Source organism: Rhodopseudomonas faecalis, assembly GCF_003217325.1.
GTDB classification, from domain to species: Bacteria; Pseudomonadota; Alphaproteobacteria; order Rhizobiales; family Xanthobacteraceae; genus Rhodopseudomonas; species Rhodopseudomonas faecalis.
Window position 1 is genome coordinate 57,642 of the sequence record NZ_QJTI01000003.1, and the last position, 21,187, is coordinate 78,828.

The following is a 21,187-nucleotide window of genomic DNA, read 5'->3' on the forward strand; positions in this document are numbered from 1 at the left end:
GAACTGATAATACGATCGCACAGATCGCACAGCGAGCAATCAGGTGCGGCTGCAATCCAGGCTGCCCGGCGAGCGCCGCAAAGCATGATCGGCATCATCACAACGCCGAAACGACCGTGGTGCACGGGCGCTTCGCAGCACCACCGCGCGGGCAGATCGCCCCCACATCTCCAGCACGGACGCTATCGCCTGGCGGAGATAACGGTCGCGGTGCGGCTGCGCTGACGCCGAGGGATTGCCGCTGGCGAGCAGGCAACAAAAAAAGCCCCCGAAGGGGCTTTTCCGTTGTCGTTGTCCAATCGCTTCGATCAGTGGGCGTTGGCCCAGACCCGGCGCTTGGTGAAGTACAGAAGGCCGGTCAGCAGAGCCAGGAAGATCATGACCTGCAGGCCGAGGCGCTTCCGGGCTTCCATGTGCGGCTCAGCAGCCCACATCAGGAATGCGGTGACGTCCTTGGCGTACTGATCCGCGGTGTTCGGCGTGTCGTCTTCATAGGTGACGACACCATCCATCAGCATCTGCGGCATCTTGATGGCGTGGCCCGGGTAGTACTTGTTGTAGTACGCGCCGTCCGGGAGAACGAAGCCCTCCGGGGGAGTGTCTTCGTAGCCGCGCAGCAAGCCAGCCACGTAGTTCGGGCCCTGCTCCTGGAACTGGGTGACCAGGTCGATCAGGAACTGCGGGAAACCACGCTCATACGAACGAGCCTTGGTGATCACCGACAGGTCCGGGGGAGCCGCACCGCCGTTCGAGAACCGCGCAGCGGCTTCGTTCGGATAGGGCGACGGGAACGGGTCGGCAAGGCGGCGCGGACGATCGAACATCTCGCCGGAGTCGTTCGGGCCGTCCTTGATCGGCGCGGCTTCGGCAGCGAACGCCTTGGCCTGCTCGACGGTGAAGCCCGGTCCACCCGGCTCGGTGAGGTTCCGGTAGTGGACATACTTCATCGAGTGACAGGCCGAGCAGACTTCCTTGTACACCTTGTAGCCACGCTGCAGCTGAGCGCGGTCGAAGGTGCCGAACGGGCCGGCGAACGACCACTCCAGCGACGGCGGCACGTTGCCACCCGCCGAGGCCTTGGCGTCCTGGCTGGCGCCGACCACCAGGGTGCCGGCCAGCGCAGCGATCACGGCGACCGAGGCCAGCGACTTGCCCTTGGAGGCCGAGCTGGCGAGCACGTCGTCAGCGATCGAGTTCGGCAACGGCAAGGTCTTCTCCTTACGCGACAGCACAGGCAGCACCACCAGGAAGTAGGCGAAGTAGCAAGCGGTGAGCACCTGCGACATCACGGTGTAGACGCCTTCCGCCGGCTTGGCACCCAGCCAGCCCAGCAGCAAGCAGACCGCGACGAACGCCCAGAAGAAGCGCTTGGCCAGCGGACGATAGCGCGACGAACGAACCTTGCAGCTGTCGAGCCAGGGCAGGAACAGCAGAACCAGGATCGCGCCGAACATCGCCACCACGCCGAGCAGCTTGTTCGGGATGGCGCGCAGGATCGCGTAGAACGGCAGGTAGTACCATTCCGGAACGATGTGCGGCGGGGTCACGCCCGGGTTGGCCGGGATGTAGTTGTCGGCCTCGCCGAGATAGTTCGGCATGTAGAAAATGAACCACGAGAAGAACATCAGGAAGGCAGACATGCCGACCAGGTCCTTCAGCGTCGCATAGGGCGTGAAGGGCACGGTGTCCTTTTCGGTCTTGGCCTCGACGCCGGTCGGGTTGTTTTGGCCGGTGACATGAACTGCCCAAACGTGCAGCACCACCACGCCGACGATCACGAACGGCAGCAGGTAATGCAGCGAGAAGAAGCGGTTCAGCGTCGGGTTGCCGACCGAGTAGCCGCCCCACAGCAGCGTCACGATGCTGTCGCCGACCAGCGGAATGGCCGAGAACAGGTTGGTGATCACGGTGGCGCCCCAGAAGCTCATCTGGCCCCAGGGAAGCACGTAGCCCATGAAGCCGGTGGCCATCATCAGCAGGTAGATGATGACGCCGAGGATCCACAGCAGCTCGCGCGGCTCCTTGTACGACCCGTAATACAGGCCGCGGAACATGTGCACATACACCGCGATGAAGAACATCGAGGCGCCGGCGGCGTGGATGTTACGCATCATCCAGCCATAGTTCACGTCACGGACGATCGCCTCGATCGAATCGAAGGCCATGTCGGCGTGCGGGGTGTAGTGCATCGCCAGCACAACGCCGGTGATGATCTGCACCACCAGCATCATCGAGAGGATGGCGCCGAACGTCCACCAGTAGTTGAGGTTGCGCGGCGTCGGCCACGCCACGAAGGAGGAGTTCACAAAGTTCATCACCGGCAGTCGTTGTTCTATCCACTGCAGGACTTTGTGTTGTGGTTGATAGGTTGAAGGTCCACTCATGTCGCGATCCTAGGAATGATGGCAGCGATGCTTAATGGAGGATGGGGTGACGTCAGCCAATCTGGATCTTGCTGGCGGAGACGAACTGATAGGGCGGCACCGGGAGGTTGGCCGGCGCAGGCCCCTGGCGAATGCGGCCCGAGGAATCGTACTGGGAACCGTGGCAGGGGCAGAAGAAGCCGTTGTAATTGCCCTGGCGGGCCATCGGGATGCAGCCAAGATGGGTGCAGATGCCGACCACCACCAGCCACTGTTCATAACCTTCCTTGGTCCGTTCCTGATCGCTCTGCGGATCGGGCAGGCTCGACAGCGACACCGTGCGCGCTTCGTCGATCTGCTGCGCAGAGCGGTGCATGATGTAGATCGGCTTGCCGCGCCAAAACACCTTGATTTCCTGGCCCTCAGCAACCGGACCAAGATCGACCTCGATCGGCGCACCGGCCGCAATCGTGGACGCGTCAGGATTCATCTGCGTAACCAACGGCCAAACCACCGCGGCCGCGCCGACAGCAGCTACGGCACCGGTCGCGATGTATAGAAAATCACGGCGAGTCGGTTCCGTCGAAACCTCTGTCGTCATGACAACAAGCCCTTTCTTGTCTTCTCTAGCTGGTGCACCGCGCGATGCGGCGGCCACACACACTCACGCTCCGAGAGCAGCTTACGATATCCGCAATCCACGAAGGCGCGGCAATATGACCACTTCACCAACGATTAGCGTTGGAACAGCCAGTCCAGGGTCGTTCTATTGGCACCCTTGCCGAAATAGCGCAAGCCCGCTATCGGCCTAGTGACCCGCAATGCCTGAATCTGATGCAGCCTTATGATCAGACAGTGCTTTCGGGACTGTTAAGGAAGCCTGGCACCAGATGCGGATCGCCCTGTTCCAGCCCGACATCCCGCAAAACTGCGGAACCATTTTGCGGATGTGCGCGTGCCTGAATGTCGAGGCGCATATCATCGAGCCGGCCGGCTTCCCGGTGTCGGATCGGCATTTCCGGCGTGCGGGCATGGATTATCTCGACCAGGTGCAGATCGTCCGTCACGATTCCTGGACCAAGTTCACCGAGTGGCGAGATCGAACCGGCTGCCGGCTGGTGTTGCTTACAACTAAAGGATTAATCCCCTATTGGCAGTTCCGGTACGAACAGACCGATGTGCTGCTGCTCGGCCGGGAATCGGCCGGGGTTCCGGACGAGGTGGCGGCGGTGGCCGATGCCCGGCTGGTGATTCCGGTGCAAGCTGGGTTACGCTCGCTCAATATCGCAGTCGCCGCGGCGATGGTGGCCGGTGAAGCGTTGCGGCAGACCAGCTGGCAAACCTCCACTTCGCAGGGCGCGCCATGAGCTACGCCGTAAAAGAGATCTTTCTCACTTTGCAGGGCGAAGGCGCGCAGGCCGGGCGCGCCGCGGTGTTCTGCCGCTTTAGCGGCTGCAATCTGTGGAGCGGCCGCGAGCAGGATCGCGGCAAGGCCGACTGCCAGTTCTGCGACACCGACTTTGTCGGCACCGACGGCACGCTCGGGCAGCGTTATCAAAACGCCGCCGAGCTGGCTGAGGCGATTGCGGCGCAATGGCTCGGCGCCGAGGCGGAACGCTATGTGGTGCTGACCGGCGGCGAGCCGCTGTTACAAGTCGATGCCGCGCTGATCGATGCGCTGCATGATCTCGGCTTCTCGGTCGGGCTGGAGACCAATGGCACCATGCTGCCGCCCGATGGCATCGACTGGATCTGCGTCAGTCCCAAGGCAGGCACCGAGCTGGTGCTGCAGCATGGCGATGAGCTGAAGCTGGTCTTTCCGCAGGCGGGCGCCGAGCCGGAACGGTTCGCACGGCTGCCGTTCGAGTATTTTTCGCTGCAACCGCTCGATGGCCCCGATGCCGCGGCACATACCCAGGCGGCGATCGACTATTGCCTGCACCATCCGCAATGGCGGCTCAGTGTGCAGACCCATAAGGTGATCGGCATCCGCTGATCCGATCCCGGCCGATGTGGCGGCCCGCTACACAGCCGCCCCGCTACAACAGATGGTCGCGGGCGTAACGTGCCACGGTCTGATCGGCGATCGCATTCAGCGTCGTCGGATCAAGCGCGAAATCCGAGGCCAGCCAAGCGTCTTCCGCCAGCGCCACGACGTGGCCGAGCGCCGGCCCCTGCGCGACGCCGCGCGCGATGAAATCGGCCGCCTTCAGCGGGAAAGTCGGCGGTTGCCAGCGCTGCGGCAGCCCGATCAGATGCTGCCACTTGGCGAAATCGGCATCGCGGCCGGCGCGGGCAAAGGCCTGCATCATGCGGTCATGGTAGCGCGGCGCACCCAGCCGATAGAGCCGCCGCCGCGCGATGGTTTCGTCCATGCCGGCCAGCCGCCACCAGCGATGGCCCATGGAATCGAGCCGCTTGGTTTCGGCATTGGACAGCCGCAGCCGCTGCGACAGCCGCCGCGCGTCCTCGGTGACCGCCACCGCCAGCGCGCCGAGCCGGCGCACAGCATCGGGCGAAAGGCCCAGCGATTGTTCGGCGCGGATCATCGCCGAAAACGGCCCCAGATAAGGCACGCCGCCGAGCACCCGCAGCAGCAGCCCGCCATCGGCCATGGCGGTCGCGGCGCACAGCGCGCCGGGCGTCACCATCAGTTTGAGCAGCTCCATGCGCACCCGCTCGGCGGACAGCGTCTCCAGGCCGTCGCGGCCGCGGATGCAGGCGAGATAGGCGTCGCGCGGCGGTTCGCCGTGGCCATAGGCGGCATGAATCCGGAAGAAGCGCATAATGCGCAGATAGTCTTCCGCGATGCGGCGGTCCGGATCGCCGATGAAGCGCACCCGCCGCGCGGCGATGTCGGCGAGCCCGCCGACATGATCATGGACCACGCCGTCGGCGGTCACCGACAGCCCGTTGATGGTGAAGTCGCGGCGCTCCGCGTCGCGCTGCCAGTCGCGGCCGAACGCCACCTTGGCCTTGCGGCCAAAGGTTTCGACGTCTTCGCGCAACGTGGTGATCTCGAACGGCGTGCCATCCAGCACCAGCGTGACCGTGCCGTGCTCGATGCCGGTCGGCACGCTCTTGATGCGTGCGGCCTGCGCCCGGCGGACCACCTCCTCGGGCAAGGCGGTGGTGGCGATGTCGACATCGCCGAGCGGCACGCCGAGCAAAGCATTGCGCACCGCACCGCCGATCACCCGCGCTTCTTCGCCGTCCGTGTTGAGGAGGGCCAGCACCCGCGCGGCCGGTCCGGTCCGCAGCCAGGGCGCATTGCTCAGCATTACAACCGTACTCACCCCCGCCCCCTTATTGACTCTGGCCGGGGACCAGCCGGCCGTCTTCGATATGGGCGGGGACGTAGGTGGAGACCGGGGGCGCGCCGGAGAAGTCCGCCAGCAGCACCAAGCTGAGGATGGTGAGCAGCAGCGCGCCGAGCGCCAATTTGGCGAGCACATGCCCTGGCCACGACGACTGCGCGAAAAGGCGAGAACGGCTTGCCACCAGATAGAGCGCATAGACCGCAAAGGGAATCAGGAAGATCCCGATCTCGGTCAGAATGGGACGGATCATGGCAGATAGATTCGCTCGTACAGACCACGCAGGATACCAGCGGTGGCGCCCCAAATATAGCGCTCCGCGAACGGCATCGCGTAGTAGGACCGCATCGCGCCGCGGAATTCCTTGCTGTGCAACTGGTGATTGGCGGGATTCATCAGAAACGAAAGTGGAACCTCGAAGGCGTCATCGACTTCCGAGCTATTGAGCGCCAGTTCAAAGCCGGGCGCAACCCGCGCCAGCGCAGGCAAGATACGAAAACCGAAGCTGGTGGCATAAAGGTTGAGATAACCGATCGGCTCGACAAAACCGCGATCGAGCCCGATCTCTTCTTCAGCCTCGCGCAGCGCGGCGGCGAGCGGCGAGGCATCGCTCGCATCGATCTTGCCGCCTGGAAAGGCGATCTGACCGGCATGGCTGTTGAGATGCGGCGCGCGCAGCGTCAGCAGCACGGTCGGCTCCGCGCGCGCCACCACCGGCACCAGCACCGCCGCCGGCCGCAGCGGAAATTCCGCCGCGATCATTTCCCACATCTGATCGGTGTCGGCATCGCCGCTGGTCGGCAGCAGCGTCGGATCGGTAAGCGCCGCCGGCACCTCAAAGCGCAACCGCTGCTGCGCGCGCTCGAAAAACTCCGAGGTGTCGACGCGCAATTCCGCGGCACTGGTCGGCAACACCGGGCGGTTCACATCGCGGCCCTCACCTCTTCCGCATCGGCCATCGCAAAGAATGCGCCGCTGGAGGCCACCCCGAACAGCGCCTTACCATCGACCATCCGCTCCTCGCCGCTGTCAACCAGATCGTAGTACAGCGGCCGCGTCAGCTTGGCCCACAGATCGGCGCGCACATGAACATAGGGCATCAGCCCGCCATCGTCCGCTTTGGCAAAGCGCAAGCCGTGCTCGGCATCGCATGTCACCCAATCGCCGACATTGGTGCGAAAGCGCAGCAGCGGTCCGACATCGCTGCGTTCCTTGATCATCTCGACCGCCAGAAACGGCGCGTCATCGACACGGATGCCGACCTTCTCGACCGGCGTCACCAGATAGTATTTGTCATGCTCGCGCTTCAGCACGGTGGAGAACAGCCGCACCAAAGCCGGCCGGCCGATCGGCGTGCCGAGATAGAACCAAGTGCCGTCGGCCGCGATCCGGATGTCGAGATCGCCGCAGAAAGGCGGGTTCCAGAGATGCACCGGCGGCAGGCCGCGGCCGGCGTCGCTCGCTTTGCTCGCCGCGGCCGTGAGGCCGTCGAGACTTGGAGTTGCGCCTTGCCCTTGCTTCGCCATTGTTTCCTGACCTGACTTTCAAGATTGCCATGTTTGCTGCAAATTCCGAAGACGCAAAGGTTGTTTCACTCGCCGGATCGTGATGCGGTCGGTTGTGATCCGCCCGCATAATGCCTCCTCGGAACGCGAACGAATAACACGGCTTTCCTTCGTGGTGGAACGAAGGCCGGTCAGTTGCCCTGACGCGCTCCGCGTCGCACGGAAGGAAGAATCGATGTCCGGCACAGACGCTGTCGAGAAGCTGGAAGACGTGATCATTCGCTCGGCCGAACAGGCGTCGGCACAGATCCGCGCGGCGCGCGATGCGATCGCCACCGTGATCTTCGGCCAGGACCGCGTCGTCGAAAACACTCTGGTAACCATCTTGTCCGGCGGCCATGCGCTGCTGATCGGCGTGCCGGGCCTTGCCAAGACCAAGCTGGTGGAAACGCTCGGCACCACGCTTGGGCTCGACGCCAAGCGCATCCAGTTCACGCCCGACCTGATGCCGTCCGACATTCTCGGCGCCGAAGTGCTGGAGGAAAGCGCCGCGGGCAAGCGCTCGTTCCGTTTCATCGCGGGGCCAGTGTTCGCGCAGCTGTTGATGGCCGACGAGATCAACCGCGCCAGCCCGCGCACCCAATCAGCGCTGCTGCAGGCGATGCAGGAACAGCACATTACGGTCGCCGGCGCGCGCCATGATCTGCCAAAACCGTTCCACGTGCTGGCGACCCAGAACCCGCTGGAACAGGAAGGCACCTACCCGCTGCCGGAAGCGCAGCTCGACCGCTTCCTGATGGAGATCGACGTCGACTATCCCGACCGCGACGCCGAACGGCGCATCCTGTTCGAGACCACCGGCGCCGACGAAACGCTCGCCAAGGCGGCGATGACCGCCGAAGCGCTGATCGGCGCGCAGCGGCTGGTGCGGCGGCTGCCGGTTGGCGATTCCGTGGTGGAAGCGATTTTGACGCTGGTGCGCTCAGCCCGTCCCGGCCCCGATGCCGGCGCCACCGGCAAGCTGATCGCCTGGGGCCCCGGCCCGCGTGCCAGCCAGTCGCTGATGCTGGCGGTGCGCGCCCGCGCGCTGATCGACGGCCGGCTGATACCGTCGATCGACGACGTGCTCGACCTCGCCGAACCGATCTTGAAACACCGCATGGCGCTCACCTTCGCCGCCCGTGCGGAAGGTCATACCGTGCCCGCGGTGATCGGCCAGCTCAGATCGCGGATCGGTTGATGGCGCCGGCAACGCAGCCGCTCACCGAAACCACTGCGATCCGGCGCGCTGACGGCGAAAGCCGCAGCCTGGCCGCCTCGCTGCCGCGGCTGATGCTGGAGGCGCGGCGCATCGCCGCCAATGTCATTCATGGCGTGCATGGCCGGCGCCGCGCCGGGGCCGGCGAGAGTTTTTGGCAATATCGCCGCTTTGTGTCGGGCGAGCCGTCGCAGAATGTCGATTGGCGGCGCTCGGCGCGCGACGACCATCTCTATGTGCGCGAGCAGGAATGGGAGGCGGCGCATACGCTGTGGCTGTGGCCGGACCGCTCCGCCTCGATGGCGTTTGCGTCCAGGGGCGTGCGCGACAGCAAGCTGGAACGATCGCTGATCGTGACCTTCGCGCTCGCCGAACTGTTGGTGGCGGGCGGCGAGCGGGTCGGCGTGCCCGGCCTGATGAACCCGACCTCGAACGGCAACGTGATCGACAAGATCGCGCAGGCGATGCTGCATGACAGCGCGCCGCGCCCGAGCCTGCCATCGTCATTCGTGCCGACCGCGCTCGCCGAAATCGTGGTGTTGTCGGATTTCTGGTCGCCGATCGCTGAAATCCGCGGCCTGATAGCCGGGCTGTCGGCCTCCGGCGCGCACGGTACGCTGGTGCAGGTGGTCGATCCTGCTGAAGAGACTTTCCCCTATTCCGGCCGGGTCGAGTTCGTCGAGCCGGAAAGCGGCGAAGTGATCACCACCGGCCGCGCCGAAAGCTGGGCGCAGGATTATGTGGCGCGCGTCGCCGCCCATCGCGACGCGATCCGCGCCGAAACCGGCAAGCTCGGCTGGCTGTTTACCACTCACACCACCAGCCGCTCGGCGGCGGAATTGCTGCTCTATCTGCATGCCGGGCTGATGGCGAGCAAAGCCGGCAGCCCCGGCGTCAAAGTGGGGCGCAGCGCATGATCGGTCTGCCGCTGTCCTTTGCCCAGCCGCTGCTGCTCCTTGGTCTTTTGAGCCTGCCGGTGCTGTGGTGGCTGTTGCGGGTGATGCCGCCGCGGCCGCGGCGGATCGATTTCCCGCCGACCCGGCTGCTGCTCGAGATCGCGCCCAAAGAAGAAACCCCGGCGCGCACGCCCTGGTGGCTGACCGCGCTGCGCCTTGCCGCCGCGGCGCTGGTGATCCTGGCCGCCGCCGGCCCGGTGTGGAATCCGCAAAGCGCCGGCAGTTCCGGCAATGCGCCGCTGGTGCTGCTGATCGATGATGGCTGGAGCGCCGCGCCGAGCTGGGAACTGCGCCTGAGCGCCGCCGATCAGTTGATCGCCGAAGCCGATAGCGCGCGCCGCGCGGTGGCGCTGCTGCCGCTATCCGCCGCAACCCGCGAACTTTCGCTGCAGCCCGGCAGCACCGCGCGGGTCGCGCTGCGCCAGTTGTCGCCCAAACCCTATGCGGTCGAGCGCGCCGACGCGCTGCCCGCCTTGCAGCGGCTCTTGCAATCGATCGGCGATGCCGAGCTGGTCTGGCTCACCGACGGCGTCGATAGCGGCGGCGGCGCCGACTTCGTCAGCGGCCTTGCCCGCGTGGTGCAGCAGCGGCCGCTGACCATCATGGAGGGCGCGCCGCCCGCCCATGCGCTGGCTGCCGCCGACAACAACGCCGCCAAAATGACGGTCAAAGTGCTGCGCGCCGGTGGCGGCGCCGAAGCCGGCAGCGTGCGCGCGCTCGACCAGAAGGGCGCGCCGATCGGCGAAGCGCGCTTTGCCTTCACCGCGCAGGAGCGCGAAACCGAAACCTCGTTCGAGCTGCCGGTCGAGCTGCGCAACGACATCACCCGGCTGGAAATCGCCAGCGAGCGATCGGCCGGCGCGGTGCATCTGCTCGACAAGCGCTGGCGGCGCCGCGCGATCGGCGTGGTGTCGGGCTCGTCCGCCGACATTGCGCAGCCGCTGCTGGCGCAGACCTTTTATCTGACCCGGGCGCTCGGGCCGTTTGCCGATGTCCGGGTCGGCGAACGCGGCGCGGTGCAGCAGGCGATCGGCCAGTTCCTCGACCAGAAACTGCCGATGCTGGTGCTGGCCGATGTCGGCACGCTGTCGCCGGAGCTGCGCGACCGGCTCAAGACCTGGCTGGAAAGCGGCGGCGTGCTGGTGCGGTTCGCCGGTCCGCATCTGGCCAAATCCGACGACGATCTGGTGCCGGTGCGGCTGCGGCGCGGCGGCCGTAGCCTCGGCGGCAGCCTGACCTGGGAAAAGCCGCAAAGCCTCGCAGCCTTCGCCGCCGATGGCCCGTTCGCCGGGCTCGCCGTGCCAAAGGACGTCACCGTCAGCCGCCAGGTGCTGGCCGAGCCCGACGCCAGCCTGCCCGCCAAAAGCTGGGCCTCGCTCGCCGACGGCACGCCGCTGGTCACCGGCGAACGGCGCGGCAAGGGGCTATTGGTGCTGTTCCATGTCAGCGCCGACATGCGCTGGTCCGACCTGCCGATGTCGGGCAGCTTTGTCGAAATGCTGCGCCGGATTGTCGATCTGTCCGGCTACACCGCCGCGCCCGGCGGAAGCGGCAATGGCGAAACCACTGCGGAAACCGTGGCGCCGCTGCGCACGCTCGACGGCTTTGGCGCGCTCGGCCCGCCGCCCGCCACCGCCAAGCCGATGGACGCCGATTTCCGTGGCCGCGCCAATGCCGACCACCCGCCCGGCTTCTACGGCGTCGCCGATGGCCCGGTGGCGCTCAATGCGCTGACCGCGACCGATCAACTGACCGCGCTCGACACCTCGCCGCTGTCCGCACGCCGCACCAGCTATGGCACCGGCGAGCCGAACGATCTGCGCGGCATGCTGCTGAGCGCGGCGCTCGGGCTGTTCGTACTCGACGCCATCATCATCGCGCTACTCGGCGGCGGGCTTGCGATGCTGCTGCGCCGCCGCTCGGCGACCGCGGCCGTCTTGATCACAGCACTGGCGGCGACGCTGGCGCTGTCATCGTCGGCAGCGCTGGCGCAAGGCAAAGCGCGCAACACCCCGCCCAAAAACCCCGTGGCCAAAACCGCGGCCACGGATGATGCCGCCATCAAGGCGGTGTCGCAGACCCGGCTCGCTTACGTGATCACCGGCAATGCCGATGTCGATGCCATCGTCAAAGCCGGGCTGAACGGGCTGACGTTGTTTCTGGCGCAGCGCACCGCGCTTGAAGCTGGCGATCCGGTCGGCATCGATCCGGCCAAGGACGAGCTCGCGTTCTATCCGCTGATCTACTGGCCGGTGGTGGCCGGCGCGCCCAAACCGCCGCAGGAAGCAATCAACCGGATCGACGCCTATATGAAGCAGGGCGGCACCGTGCTGTTCGACACCCGCGATGCGATCGAGGCGCCGCCCGGCGCCAATGGCGAAGCGCAGACCCCCGGCATGGCGACGCTGCGCACGCTGCTCTCCTCGCTCGACGTGCCGGAACTCGAGCCGGTGCCGCGCGAGCATGTGCTGACCAAAACCTTTTATCTGCTGCGCGACTTCCCCGGCCGGTTCGAGAGCGGCCAGACCTGGGTCGAAACACTGCCGCGCGGCGATGACGATGATGACGGCGCGGCCCGGCCGGCGCGCGGCGGCGACGGCGTGTCGCCGATCATCATCACCTCCAACGATCTCGCCGGCGCCTGGGCGCTGCGCGACGATGGCCTGCCGATGCTGCCAATGACGCCCGGCGAGCCGCGCCAACGCGAATTCGCTTTCCGCGCCGGGGTCAACATCGTGATGTACACCCTGACCGGCAACTACAAGGCCGACCAGGTGCACGCCCCGGCACTGATCGAACGGCTGGGGCAGTAGGATGGGCGTCCGCAACACAATCAGCTCGTCATTCCGGACGATCCGCGCAGCGGATCGATCCGGAATCTCGATCCAACAACCTCTGGATTCCGGGTTCGCGCTGCGCGCGCCCCGGAATGACAGCGGAAGGAAGGAGTGCTGATGCACTACGGCATCGTGTTCGCACCGCTGGTTCCGACGCTGGTGCTGTGGGTCGCGCTCGGCGCGGTGCTGCTGATCGCGGCGCTGTTGCTGATCGGCCGGCGGCGCGGCGCGTTGCTGCGCATCGCGGCGCTGGCGCTGCTGGTGCTGGCGCTCGCCAACCCGTCGTTCACGCGCGAGCAGCGCGAACCGCTCAGTTCCGTCGCCGCGGTGGTGATCGACAACAGCCCGAGCCAGAATTTCGGCACGCGCCGGCAGGAAACCGCCGCGGCGCGCGAGGCGCTGCTGGAACGGCTGCAGCAGATCAAGGGCCTGGAAGTGCGCGTGGTCGAAGCCGGCCGCGCCGATGGCGAGACCGACGGCACGCAATTATTCGGCGCGCTCGCCTCTGCGCTCGCCGATGTGCCGACCGACCGGGTCGCCGGCGCGTTCCTGATCAGTGACGGCCGCGTTCATGACGTGCCGGCCAATGCCGCCGCGCTCGGCTTTCAGGCGCCGGTGCATGCGCTGATCACCGGCAGCAAGGACGAGCGCGACCGCCGCATTGCCATCACCGCCGCGCCGCGCTTTGGCATTGTCGGCCAGTTTCAGACCGTGACGTTCCGGCTCGATGATCAGGGCATTAGCGGCGGCCGTGCCCGCGTTGCAGTGCGCCGCGACGGCGAGACCGTGGCCGAGCGCACCATGGCGAGCGGCGAAATCGCCAGCGTGAAAATCGAGATCAAGCACGCCGGCGCCAATATCGTGGAAATCGAAGCCTCGCCGGTCGAGAACGAACTGACGCTGGTCAACAACCGCGCGGTGATCGCGATCGACGGCGTGCGCGACAAGCTGCGCGTGCTCTTGGTGTCGGGCGAGCCGCATTCCGGCGAGCGCACCTGGCGCAATCTGCTGAAATCGGACGCCAGCGTCGATCTGGTGCATTTCACCATTCTGCGCCCGCCGGAGAAGCAGGACGGCACGCCGATCAACGAATTGTCGCTGATCGCCTTCCCGACCCGCGAGCTGTTCCAGCAGAAGATCAACGAGTTTCAGCTGATCATCTTCGATCGCTACGCGCGGCAGGGCGTGCTGCCGATCGCCTATTTCGACAACATCGCGCGCTATGTGAAGAATGGCGGCGCGGTGCTGGTGTCGGCCGGGCCGGACTACGCCTCAATCACCTCGATCTGGCGCACGCCGCTCGATACGGTGCTGCCGGCCGAGCCGGTCGGCGTCACCGAAAAGCCGTTCCACGCCCATCTCAGCGACAGCGGCAAGCGCCATCCGGTGACGCGCGGGCTGGAAGGCTCGGCCTCCGAGCCGCCGCGCTGGAGCCGGTTCTTCCGCACGGTCGATACCCGCAATGTCGCGGTGCCGCCGGTGATGACCGGCGCCGACGGCAAGCCGCTGCTCTTGCTGTCGCGCTATGGCGAGGGCCGGGTCGCGCTCTTGCTGTCCGACCACATCTGGCTGTGGGCGCGCGGCTTTGAGGGCGGCGGCCCGCATCTCGATCTGCTGCGGCGTATGTCGCACTGGCTGATGAAGCAGCCCGACCTCGAAGAGGAAGCGCTGAAACTGTCGGTGCAGGGCCGCGATCTCATGGTGCTGCGCCAGACCATGGCCGACAGCGTCAAGCCGGTGACGGTGACCTCGCCGTCCGGCATCCGCCGCGAATTGACGCTGAGCGCCGGCGATCCCGGCGCCTGGCGCGCCACCGTTCCGGCCGATGAACTCGGGCTGTGGCAGGCCAGCGACGGCAATCTGAAAGCGCTGATCAATGTCGGGCCGCTCAACCCGAAAGAGTTTTCGGAAGTGACCTCGACCACCGAGGTGCTGAAGCCGCTCAGCGAAGCGACCGGCGGCGCGGCGCGGCGCATCGCCAGCGCCGGCCAAGTGGAGCTGCCGCGCATCGTGCCGGTGCATTCGGCGGGTTCATTCCGCGGCGACAATTGGCTCGGCGTGCGGATGCGCGACGCCAGCGTCGTCACCGGCGTCGGCGTGCTGCCGGTGTTTGCGGGCTTGATCGGGCTGTTGCTGCTGCTCGGCGCCCTCGCCGCCACCTGGCTGCGCGAAGGCAAATAGCGGGAGGCGTAGCCAGAGCTCACGCCTCGCCGCATCAGACTTCAGATCATCAACGCGCGCGCTGCCACTCCTCAGTGACCGCGGCGAGATCGGCGCTTTCGGTGGCGCGGATTGCCGAGGGCGTGCGCGAGAACCGCGGCGCCGGCGCCGGCTGGGTGATGCCGTCATGCTCCACGAACACCTGACGGGACGCCATATGCGGATGGTGCGGCGCTTCGGTCAGCGACAGCACCGGCGCGAAACAGACGTCGGTGCCTTCCATGATCGCGCACCATTCGGCGCGGGTCTTGGTCTTGAACACCTCGGCCATCTTCTCTTTCAGCGCCGGCCAATCCTTCGGGCTCATCTGCCGGTCGAACAGCGGATCGTCGAGCCCGGCGAGCTTGCGCAGCTCGGCATAAAACTGCGGCTCGATCGAACCAAGCGCGACGAACTCGCCGTCCTTGCACTCATAGGTGCCGTAGAAATGCGCGCCGCCATCGAGCAGATTGCTGTCGCGGCCATCCTTCCAGCGCTTGGCGGCCGCCAATTCGCAGAACAGCGACATCAGCGAGGCCGCGCCGTCGCACATCGCGGCATCGACCACCTGACCCTGGCCAGAGCGCTGCGCTTCGAGCAGCGCGGCCAGCACGCCGACCACCAGATAGAGCGCGCCGCCGCCATAATCGCCGACCAGATTGAGCGGCGGCGCCGGCTTGTCCTTGGGGCCGATCGCAGCCAGCGCGCCGGTCAGCGCGATATAATTGATGTCATGGCCAGCGGCGTTCTTGAGCGGGCCGGACTGGCCCCAGCCGGTCATGCGGCCGTAAACGAGCCGCGGATTGCGCGCCAGCACCACATCGGGACCAAAGCCGAGCCGCTCCATCACCCCGGGGCGAAAGCCTTCGATCAGCGCATCGGCGCCGTCCAGCAGTTTCAGCACCGCGGCGGCGCATTGCGGGTCTTTCAGATCGGCGACGATCTCGCGGCGGCCGCGCATCATCACCCCGCCGCGCAGGCCGAGCTGCTGGGCGCCGCGGGTCAGCGTCACCACCTCGGCGCCCATATCGGCCAGCATCATCGCGGCGAACGGCCCGGGCCCGAGCCCGGCGAATTCCACGATGCGCAGGCCGGCGAGCGGGCCGGAGCGAGCCGCGGCCTGGGACGGATGGGAGGCGGACGAAGTCAAGGTGTCAGTCACGAGGCGTTTCCGTTGTTGGTGGCGGCCGCTGCCCGGCCGCGTTTGAGGCGGAGATTGTGCCGCGCCCCCTAAACCGGCACAAGCGCGCCCGCCGCGCCGCTCCACGCAAAGTTGCGCCGCGAATTCCGCGCGGTGGTCGCCGGCAGCGTCTCAACACAATTTCAATCTGTTGAGTGGTGTATAGCGCCGATTTGACGCCCCCCCGCGCGGCCGCTGGCATCCGGCCCTCAGCCTTGCTCCCGACCACCGGTCGGACTGATTAGAACCTCTAAAGATATATCTTGAAGGGATATGTTTCCCGCTATATCTTAAAGCTCGTTATCGAAGGCGAGACCTAGCCCATGAGCATGAGCGACAATGGTGGACGGCGCTGCGGCGGCCTCGGCTGCCATGGTGGCGGCCGTCGCGGCTTTGGTCGGGGCCTGGGCCGCGGGTTTGGCGGCGATGGCGAAATGATGCGCGGCCGGATTCTGGCACAGGGTGATCTGCGCCTGATCGCGCTGGCGCTGATCGCCGAGCAGCCGCGCCACGGCTATGACATCATCAAGGTGCTAGAAGAAAAGACCGCCGGCGTCTATGCGCCGAGCCCCGGCGTGGTCTATCCGACCCTTACTTTCCTGGAAGATCTCGGCTACCTGTCGTCGCAGCAGGAAGGCACCAAGAAGCTCTATGTGCTCACCGAGGAAGGCCGCGGTCACTTCGCCGACAATCGCGCCATCGCCGAAGCGGTGCTCAGCCGCTTGGCCGCGCTCGGCGAACGCGCGCTGCGCCAGCGCAGCGATGATCAGGCCGAAAGCCGCGACGAACTCGGTTCCGGGCTGCCGGCGCTGCTCCGGGCCGCACTACTCAATTTACAACAAGTCGCCGCTCAGCAATTGGCCCGCAATCCGGAAGCTGAAGCCGAACTGGTGGCGATCCTTGCCCGTACTGCCACGGAGCTGCGCAAGGCGTAACACGCGCCGCTCGATCGATCTGTTTGCCGTTTCACTGGCGATGGCGCCAAGCGCCATGCCGATAGGAGGTCCTAAATGACAACAGCCCTACCTGCCACACCCACTCGCCGCGACTTCCTGTTCGTGGCCACCGGCGCCGTTGCGGCCGTCGGCGCTGCTGCGGTGACGTGGCCGTTCATCTCGCAGCTCAATCCGGACGCCTCCGCGGTGGCCGCCGGTGCGCCGATCGAAGTCGATCTGGCGCCGATCGCCGAAGGCCAATCGATCAAGGTGTTTTGGCGCGGCCAGCCGATCTTCATCAATCACCGCACGCCCGAAGAAATTGCGTTCGCCCGCAACACCGACCTGCAGAGCCTGCGCGATCCGCAGTCCGATGAGCAGCGCGTGAAGGCTGGCCATGAGCAGTGGCTGGTGGTGGTCGGCATCTGCACCCATCTCGGCTGCATTCCGACCTATCATCAGGGTGACTACCAGGGCTGGTTCTGCCAGTGCCACGGCTCGCAATACGACTCCTCGGGCCGCGTACGCGCCGGCCCGGCGCCGGCCAATCTGGCGCTGGTACCCTACGACTTCCTGTCCGACAGCAAGATCGTGATCGGCCAGACCGCCTGATCGATCCCGCCAGCTACCTCCGCGGCCGGCGACGCGAGCAATCCGCGCCGCCGGCCGTTTTTTTGGCCCGATTGGAGACCCCGATGCGTATTGCCGTTGCCAGCCAGAATTTCCGCACCATCACCGGCCATGCCGGCATGACCCGCCGATTCATGGTGTTTGAAGCCGCCGCCGGCCAGCCCTGCGCCGAGGTGGAGCGGATCGAACTGGCCAAGGATCAGGCGATCCACGAATTCAAGGGCGATGGCCCGCACCCGCTCGACAGCGTGCAAGTGGTGATCGCCGGCAGCGCCGGCGCCGGCTTCATCAACCGGATGGCGGCGCGCGGCATCGCCGCTCTGACCACCGATGAGACCGACCCGGTCACCGCGGTGACCGACTATGTCGCCGGCCGGTTGCAGACCTCGGCACCGCACGCCCATGATCATGAGCATGGTCACGATCATCACCATGATCATGGCCACCATCACCACGACCACGATCATGACCACCATCACCATGACCACCATCACGGCCATGAGCATGGCCATGGCAGCAAGGAAGGCTGCTGCGGCAACTGCACCTGCGGCAGCAACTAAACACCAGGCTTGACGCCAAGGCGTCACGAACTCCACAGCGGTCCGGGTTCGGCTTGGCGCGGAACCGGGACCGCTGGCAAAATTGCAGCTCCGCACCATTGTCGTATAACGAACGGCCACGGAGCTTCATGACCATGACCGACGATCGCGCCAACCGCCCGAACAAACTGCCCTGGCCGCCGATGCTGATGGTGGCGACCGCATTGGCCGCGATCGGGCTCGGCATGATCTTGCCGCTACCCTTGTTCGAGGCGTGGTGGCTGACGCTGCCCGGCGTGCTGCTGGTCGCGATCGGCCTTGGCCTCGATGTGTGGGCGATCACCACCATGCGCCGCGCGGCCACCAACGTGCTGCCGCACCGCGCCGCCGATCAGCTCGTCACCTCCGGCCCATTCCGCTTCAGCCGCAACCCGATCTATCTCGGCAATTCGCTGCTGCTGCTCGGCATCGGCCTTGCGGGCGGCAATGCCTGGTTCATCGTCGGCGCGCCGGTCTCGGCGCTGCTCGTCGACCGGCTGGCGATCCGCCGCGAGGAACAGCATCTCGCCGCACGGTTCGGCGCGGCCTGGACCGCCTATGCGCAGCAGACGCCGCGTTGGCTGTTCTGAGAGACAAAAGCTAGCGCCGCGCCTGAAAGAATTCGCGCAACAGCCGGGCGGCGCGCTGCTCGCCAAGCGCGGAATAGACCTCCGGCGCGTGATGGCAGGTCGGCTGCGCGAAGAACCGCACCCCGGAATCGACCGCCCCGCCCTTGGGATCGGCGGCGCCGTAATACAGCCGGCGGATGCGCGCGAACGAGATCGCGGCCGCGCACATGGTACAGGGCTCCAGCGTCACATAGAGATCGCAGTCGATCAGCCGTTCGCTGCCGAGCAGCGCCGCCGCCTGGCGGATCGCCAGAATTTCGGCATGGGCGGTCGGATCGCGGTCGGTCAGGGTGCGGTTGCCGGCACTGGCGATCACCCGCTGGCCGTGCACCACCACGCAGCCGATCGGCACTTCGCCCGCGGCGCCGGCGGCCTCGGCGGCTTCGAGCGCCAAATCCATGAAAGATGGTGCGGACATGCCTCGTGTCTTCGACAAAACTCTGCTAGGAGACCGCTTTCAGCAAAAGTGGATGCCGGTTTTGCGTGAGACTTCGCCTCGACGACAGCCAGTCGCGACGCGAACCCGTTGACGCCGCCGTTCCCACCAGATCCCGGACACCGAAACGAGACTTTCATGCCCCGCGACACCGACAAACACAACGATTCTCCGCGCGGCCGGCGTGACCGGCCAGGCGCTGGCCGGCCGGGCGGCAAACCCGGCGGCAAGGGCCGTTCCGGCGCCGCGCGCGGCCCGGAGAAGAAATTCGCCAAGCGCGGCTTTGGCGGCGGCGCGGAGCGCGGCGAGGAAGGTCGCGGCTTTGGCAAAAAGTCGTTCGACAAGAAGCCCTACGCCAAGGCCGGCGGCGGCTTTGGCGGCCGGCGCGACGATGAGCGCAAGCCGCGCTTTGACCGCGACGATCGTCCAGCGCGCGGCCCGCGCGAGGATTTCCGCCCGCGCGGTGAAGGACGTGGTGAAGGACGTGGTGAAGGCCGGTTCTCGGACAAGAAGTTCGGTGAACGTAAACCGTTCGGCGAGCGCAAGTCTTTTGGCGAGCGCAAATCCTTCGGCGAACGGAAGTTCGACGATCGCAAGTTCGATGATCGTAAGTTTGACGATCGCAAACCGCGCGCGCCGCGCGGCGAAGGTTTCCGCAAGGACGACGACCGCAAATCGTTCGGCGACCGCAAGCCGTTCGGCGATCGCAAGCCGTTTGGTGAGCGCAAGCCGTTCGGCGACCGCAAATTCGGCGATCGCAAGCCCCATGGCGAGCGCGATTTCAGCGATCGGCCGCGCCGCGACAGCAAGCCGTGGCAGCGCGACGACGACAAGGGCTTTGCCGACAAGAAGCCGCGTGGCCGCTTCGGCGACGAGCGGCGCGCTGAGCGCGGCGGTGATGAGCGCGGCGCAGAGCGTCCGCGTTTTTCGCGTTCGCGCGAGGATCGTCCCGGCTTCGATCGGCCGCGCCAGGATCGCTGGCAGGAGCATCCGCGCAGCGAGCGTGGCGAACGCGGAGAGCGTGGTGAACGCGGCGACCGTCCGCGGTTCTCGGACCGGCCGCGCCGCGACAATGAGGACGACAGCAAGGTTTTCGCCAAGCGTCCGGCCTTTGGCGGCCGCGGCGCCTATCGCGAGCGCCCGGCCGACGAGCGCCGCCCGGCGCGTCCGGCTCCGGCCAAGAAGGCCGGCGAGCGGGTCGCCAAGGTGGTGGCGCGCGCCGGGCTGTGCTCGCGCCGCGATGCCGAATTGTGGGTGACTGAAGGCCGCGTCGCCGTGAACGGCCGCGTCATCAACTCGCCGGCGCTCGACGTCACCGACCGCGACGTGATCACCGTCGACGGCAAGCCGTTGCCGGCGCCGGAGCGCACCCGGCTGTTCCTGTATCACAAGCCGCGCGGGCTGATGACCACCCACTCCGACCCTGAAGGCCGGCCGACGGTGTTCGACCATCTGCCGGAAGGGCTGCCGCGGCTGATCTCGATCGGCCGGCTCGACTTCAACACCGAAGGGCTGCTGCTGCTCACCAATGACGGCGGGCTGGCGCGAACGCTGGAACTGCCGGACACCGGCTGGCTGCGACGCTATCGGGTCCGTGCCCATGGCGAGGTCACCCAGGCGCAGCTCGATCAGCTCGCCGACGGCGTCGAGGTCGACGGCGTGAAGTACGGCCCGATCGAAGCCAAGCTGGAACGCGACCAGGGCGCCAATGTCTGGCTGGTGGTGGCGATCCGCGAAGGCAAGAACCGCGAAGTGCGTAACGTGCTCGGCCATCTCGGCCTCGAAGTGAACCGGCTGATCCGGGTGTCGTATGGCCCGTTCCAGCTCGGCGAAATCGAGGAAGGCCAGGTCGATGAGGTCAAGACCCGGGTGCTGCGCGAGCAGCTCGGCGAGCGGATCATCGCCGCCTCCGGCGCCAATTTCGCCCGGCAGCTGCCCAGCAAGGGCGACACCGATCTTGATCCGGTGGTCGTCAAGAAGCCGGTGCTGAAGCGCTCCACGGTTGAAGACCGCAAGGGCCGCCGCGTGCTGGTGCAGCGCGCCGGCAGCGACGAAGCGCGCGAGCGCAACGAGCTGGAAGCCACCCTTGGCGGCCCGCCGAAACGCCCGAAGCGCGGCTACAAGGGCAAGCGCGACCTCGGCCCGCGCGAGGAGTGATATTGGCGGTGGCGGTGCTATCACCGCCACTGTTCGTAAGCCTCGTGATGGTCCCCTGCCTGCTCCCTCCCCCCTTGCGGGGGAGGGTCGGGGTGGGGGGACCACGGCATCGGCGCTGATGACGAAATCCCTGATCACCTCAATGTAGAGGGGTCATTGAGCCCCCCACCCGACCGGCCTGCGGCCGGCCACCCTCCCCGCCACTCG

At 66.6% G+C, this 21,187-nt stretch carries 19 protein-coding genes; 11 read left to right on the top strand and 8 right to left on the bottom strand.

The annotated features are described in order from the left end of the window. Positions 1 to 308: 308 nt before the first annotated feature. The gene (locus BJ122_RS03700) at positions 309 to 2,384 is read right to left on the bottom strand and encodes a cytochrome c1 (RefSeq protein WP_110779823.1); all 2,076 of its coding nucleotides are present in this window, start codon (positions 2,382 to 2,384) and stop codon (positions 309 to 311) included. Between the two features lie 52 nt (positions 2,385 to 2,436). Then, positions 2,437 to 2,964 carry a ubiquinol-cytochrome c reductase iron-sulfur subunit gene (petA, locus tag BJ122_RS03705; protein WP_110779824.1) on the bottom strand — a complete coding sequence of 176 codons (528 nt, stop codon included), beginning with the start codon at positions 2,962 to 2,964 and terminating at the stop codon, positions 2,437 to 2,439. Positions 2,965 to 3,253: 289 nt separating this feature from the next. Here petA (BJ122_RS03705) and BJ122_RS03710 point away from each other — a divergent pair, with 289 nt between their 5' ends. After that, the gene (locus tag BJ122_RS03710; protein WP_110779825.1) at positions 3,254 to 3,730 is read left to right on the top strand and encodes a tRNA (cytidine(34)-2'-O)-methyltransferase; all 477 of its coding nucleotides are present in this window, start codon (positions 3,254 to 3,256) and stop codon (positions 3,728 to 3,730) included. Next, positions 3,727 to 4,359: a 7-carboxy-7-deazaguanine synthase gene (gene queE, locus BJ122_RS03715; protein WP_110779826.1), complete on the top strand. Its 633-nt coding sequence runs from the start codon at positions 3,727 to 3,729 to the stop codon at positions 4,357 to 4,359. Before BJ122_RS03710 ends, queE begins: the two co-directional genes overlap by 4 nt. A gap of 43 nt (positions 4,360 to 4,402) precedes the next feature. Here queE and BJ122_RS03720 read toward each other — a convergent pair whose 3' ends face one another. Genes BJ122_RS03720 through BJ122_RS03735 form a run of 4 tightly spaced genes read right to left on the bottom strand, consistent with a single transcriptional unit; the run spans position 4,403 to position 7,206 of the window. Beyond that, positions 4,403 to 5,644, bottom strand: coding sequence for a CCA tRNA nucleotidyltransferase (locus tag BJ122_RS03720; RefSeq protein WP_430694756.1), 1,242 nt, complete (start codon positions 5,642 to 5,644; stop codon positions 4,403 to 4,405). A gap of 25 nt (positions 5,645 to 5,669) precedes the next feature. Next, the gene (locus BJ122_RS03725; protein WP_110779828.1) at positions 5,670 to 5,933 is read right to left on the bottom strand and encodes a DUF6111 family protein; all 264 of its coding nucleotides are present in this window, start codon (positions 5,931 to 5,933) and stop codon (positions 5,670 to 5,672) included. Further along, entirely contained in the window at positions 5,930 to 6,607 is a 678-nt protein-coding gene (locus BJ122_RS03730; protein ID WP_245407600.1) for a CoA pyrophosphatase, read from the bottom strand. The genes BJ122_RS03725 and BJ122_RS03730 overlap by 4 nt, the downstream gene beginning before the upstream one ends. After that, entirely contained in the window at positions 6,604 to 7,206 is a 603-nt protein-coding gene (locus BJ122_RS03735; protein ID WP_110779829.1) for a DUF1285 domain-containing protein, read from the bottom strand. The genes BJ122_RS03730 and BJ122_RS03735 overlap by 4 nt, the downstream gene beginning before the upstream one ends. 214 nt (positions 7,207 to 7,420) lie before the next feature. Between BJ122_RS03735 and BJ122_RS03740 the strand changes: the two genes are divergently transcribed. The 4 genes from BJ122_RS03740 (at position 7,421) to BJ122_RS03755 (ending at position 14,417) form a co-directional block, all read left to right on the top strand. Beyond that, on the top strand, positions 7,421 to 8,425 hold the full coding sequence (locus BJ122_RS03740; protein ID WP_110779830.1) for an AAA family ATPase: 1,005 nt from the start codon (positions 7,421 to 7,423) through the stop codon (positions 8,423 to 8,425). Further along, positions 8,425 to 9,360 (top strand): DUF58 domain-containing protein, encoded by a 936-nt coding sequence (locus BJ122_RS03745; protein WP_110779831.1) that lies wholly within the window; start codon positions 8,425 to 8,427, stop codon positions 9,358 to 9,360. Before BJ122_RS03740 ends, BJ122_RS03745 begins: the two co-directional genes overlap by 1 nt. Further along, positions 9,357 to 12,212, top strand: a complete 2,856-nt coding sequence (locus tag BJ122_RS03750; protein WP_110779832.1) for a DUF4159 domain-containing protein — start codon at positions 9,357 to 9,359, stop codon at positions 12,210 to 12,212. The genes BJ122_RS03745 and BJ122_RS03750 overlap by 4 nt, the downstream gene beginning before the upstream one ends. 141 nt (positions 12,213 to 12,353) lie before the next feature. Then, complete coding sequence (locus BJ122_RS03755) at positions 12,354 to 14,417, top strand: hypothetical protein (protein ID WP_110779983.1); 2,064 nt, start codon at positions 12,354 to 12,356, stop codon at positions 14,415 to 14,417. A 49-nt stretch (positions 14,418 to 14,466) separates the two neighbouring features. Here BJ122_RS03755 and BJ122_RS03760 read toward each other — a convergent pair whose 3' ends face one another. Continuing rightward, positions 14,467 to 15,597 (bottom strand): CaiB/BaiF CoA transferase family protein, encoded by a 1,131-nt coding sequence (locus BJ122_RS03760; protein WP_110779833.1) that lies wholly within the window; start codon positions 15,595 to 15,597, stop codon positions 14,467 to 14,469. 341 nt (positions 15,598 to 15,938) lie between these two features. On the opposite strand from BJ122_RS03760, the gene BJ122_RS03765 reads away from it, so the two are divergent. The 4 genes from BJ122_RS03765 to BJ122_RS03780 all read left to right on the top strand — a co-directional run bounded on the left by BJ122_RS03765 (position 15,939) and on the right by BJ122_RS03780 (position 18,348). Next, positions 15,939 to 16,550, top strand: coding sequence for a PadR family transcriptional regulator (locus tag BJ122_RS03765; protein ID WP_110779834.1), 612 nt, complete (start codon positions 15,939 to 15,941; stop codon positions 16,548 to 16,550). 75 nt (positions 16,551 to 16,625) lie between these two features. Continuing rightward, positions 16,626 to 17,162, top strand: a complete 537-nt coding sequence (gene petA / locus BJ122_RS03770) for a ubiquinol-cytochrome c reductase iron-sulfur subunit (RefSeq protein ID WP_110779835.1) — start codon at positions 16,626 to 16,628, stop codon at positions 17,160 to 17,162. 83 nt (positions 17,163 to 17,245) lie between these two features. Then, complete coding sequence (locus tag BJ122_RS03775; protein WP_110779836.1) at positions 17,246 to 17,740, top strand: NifB/NifX family molybdenum-iron cluster-binding protein; 495 nt, start codon at positions 17,246 to 17,248, stop codon at positions 17,738 to 17,740. A 134-nt stretch (positions 17,741 to 17,874) separates the two neighbouring features. Then, on the top strand, positions 17,875 to 18,348 hold the full coding sequence (locus tag BJ122_RS03780) for a methyltransferase family protein (RefSeq protein WP_110779984.1): 474 nt from the start codon (positions 17,875 to 17,877) through the stop codon (positions 18,346 to 18,348). Positions 18,349 to 18,358: 10 nt separating this feature from the next. Here the strand turns inward: BJ122_RS03780 and BJ122_RS03785 are convergent, their stop codons facing one another. After that, positions 18,359 to 18,805, bottom strand: a complete 447-nt coding sequence (locus BJ122_RS03785) for a nucleoside deaminase (RefSeq protein ID WP_027278440.1) — start codon at positions 18,803 to 18,805, stop codon at positions 18,359 to 18,361. Positions 18,806 to 18,961: 156 nt separating this feature from the next. On the opposite strand from BJ122_RS03785, the gene BJ122_RS03790 reads away from it, so the two are divergent. After that, entirely contained in the window at positions 18,962 to 20,980 is a 2,019-nt protein-coding gene (locus tag BJ122_RS03790) for a pseudouridine synthase (RefSeq protein ID WP_110779837.1), read from the top strand. The last annotated feature ends 207 nt before the right edge of the window (positions 20,981 to 21,187 follow it).

Excerpts from the sequence above, each read along its gene's own strand:
- BJ122_RS03700 (WP_110779823.1), bottom strand. The coding sequence starts at position 2,384 with ATGAGTGGACCTTCAACCTATCAACCACAACACAAAGTCCTGCAGTGG.
- petA (WP_110779824.1), bottom strand. The coding sequence starts at position 2,964 with ATGACGACAGAGGTTTCGACGGAACCGACTCGCCGTGATTTTCTATAC.
- BJ122_RS03710 (WP_110779825.1), top strand. The coding sequence starts at position 3,254 with ATGCGGATCGCCCTGTTCCAGCCCGACATCCCGCAAAACTGCGGAACC.
- queE (WP_110779826.1), top strand. The coding sequence starts at position 3,727 with ATGAGCTACGCCGTAAAAGAGATCTTTCTCACTTTGCAGGGCGAAGGC.
- BJ122_RS03720 (WP_430694756.1), bottom strand. The coding sequence starts at position 5,644 with ATGCTGAGCAATGCGCCCTGGCTGCGGACCGGACCGGCCGCGCGGGTG.
- BJ122_RS03725 (WP_110779828.1), bottom strand. The coding sequence starts at position 5,933 with ATGATCCGTCCCATTCTGACCGAGATCGGGATCTTCCTGATTCCCTTT.
- BJ122_RS03735 (WP_110779829.1), bottom strand. The coding sequence starts at position 7,206 with ATGGCGAAGCAAGGGCAAGGCGCAACTCCAAGTCTCGACGGCCTCACG.
- BJ122_RS03740 (WP_110779830.1), top strand. The coding sequence starts at position 7,421 with ATGTCCGGCACAGACGCTGTCGAGAAGCTGGAAGACGTGATCATTCGC.
- BJ122_RS03745 (WP_110779831.1), top strand. The coding sequence starts at position 8,425 with ATGGCGCCGGCAACGCAGCCGCTCACCGAAACCACTGCGATCCGGCGC.
- BJ122_RS03750 (WP_110779832.1), top strand. The coding sequence starts at position 9,357 with ATGATCGGTCTGCCGCTGTCCTTTGCCCAGCCGCTGCTGCTCCTTGGT.
- BJ122_RS03755 (WP_110779983.1), top strand. The coding sequence starts at position 12,354 with ATGCACTACGGCATCGTGTTCGCACCGCTGGTTCCGACGCTGGTGCTG.
- BJ122_RS03765 (WP_110779834.1), top strand. The coding sequence starts at position 15,939 with ATGAGCATGAGCGACAATGGTGGACGGCGCTGCGGCGGCCTCGGCTGC.
- petA (WP_110779835.1), top strand. The coding sequence starts at position 16,626 with ATGACAACAGCCCTACCTGCCACACCCACTCGCCGCGACTTCCTGTTC.
- BJ122_RS03775 (WP_110779836.1), top strand. The coding sequence starts at position 17,246 with ATGCGTATTGCCGTTGCCAGCCAGAATTTCCGCACCATCACCGGCCAT.
- BJ122_RS03780 (WP_110779984.1), top strand. The coding sequence starts at position 17,875 with ATGACCGACGATCGCGCCAACCGCCCGAACAAACTGCCCTGGCCGCCG.
- BJ122_RS03785 (WP_027278440.1), bottom strand. The coding sequence starts at position 18,805 with ATGTCCGCACCATCTTTCATGGATTTGGCGCTCGAAGCCGCCGAGGCC.
- BJ122_RS03790 (WP_110779837.1), top strand. The coding sequence starts at position 18,962 with ATGCCCCGCGACACCGACAAACACAACGATTCTCCGCGCGGCCGGCGT.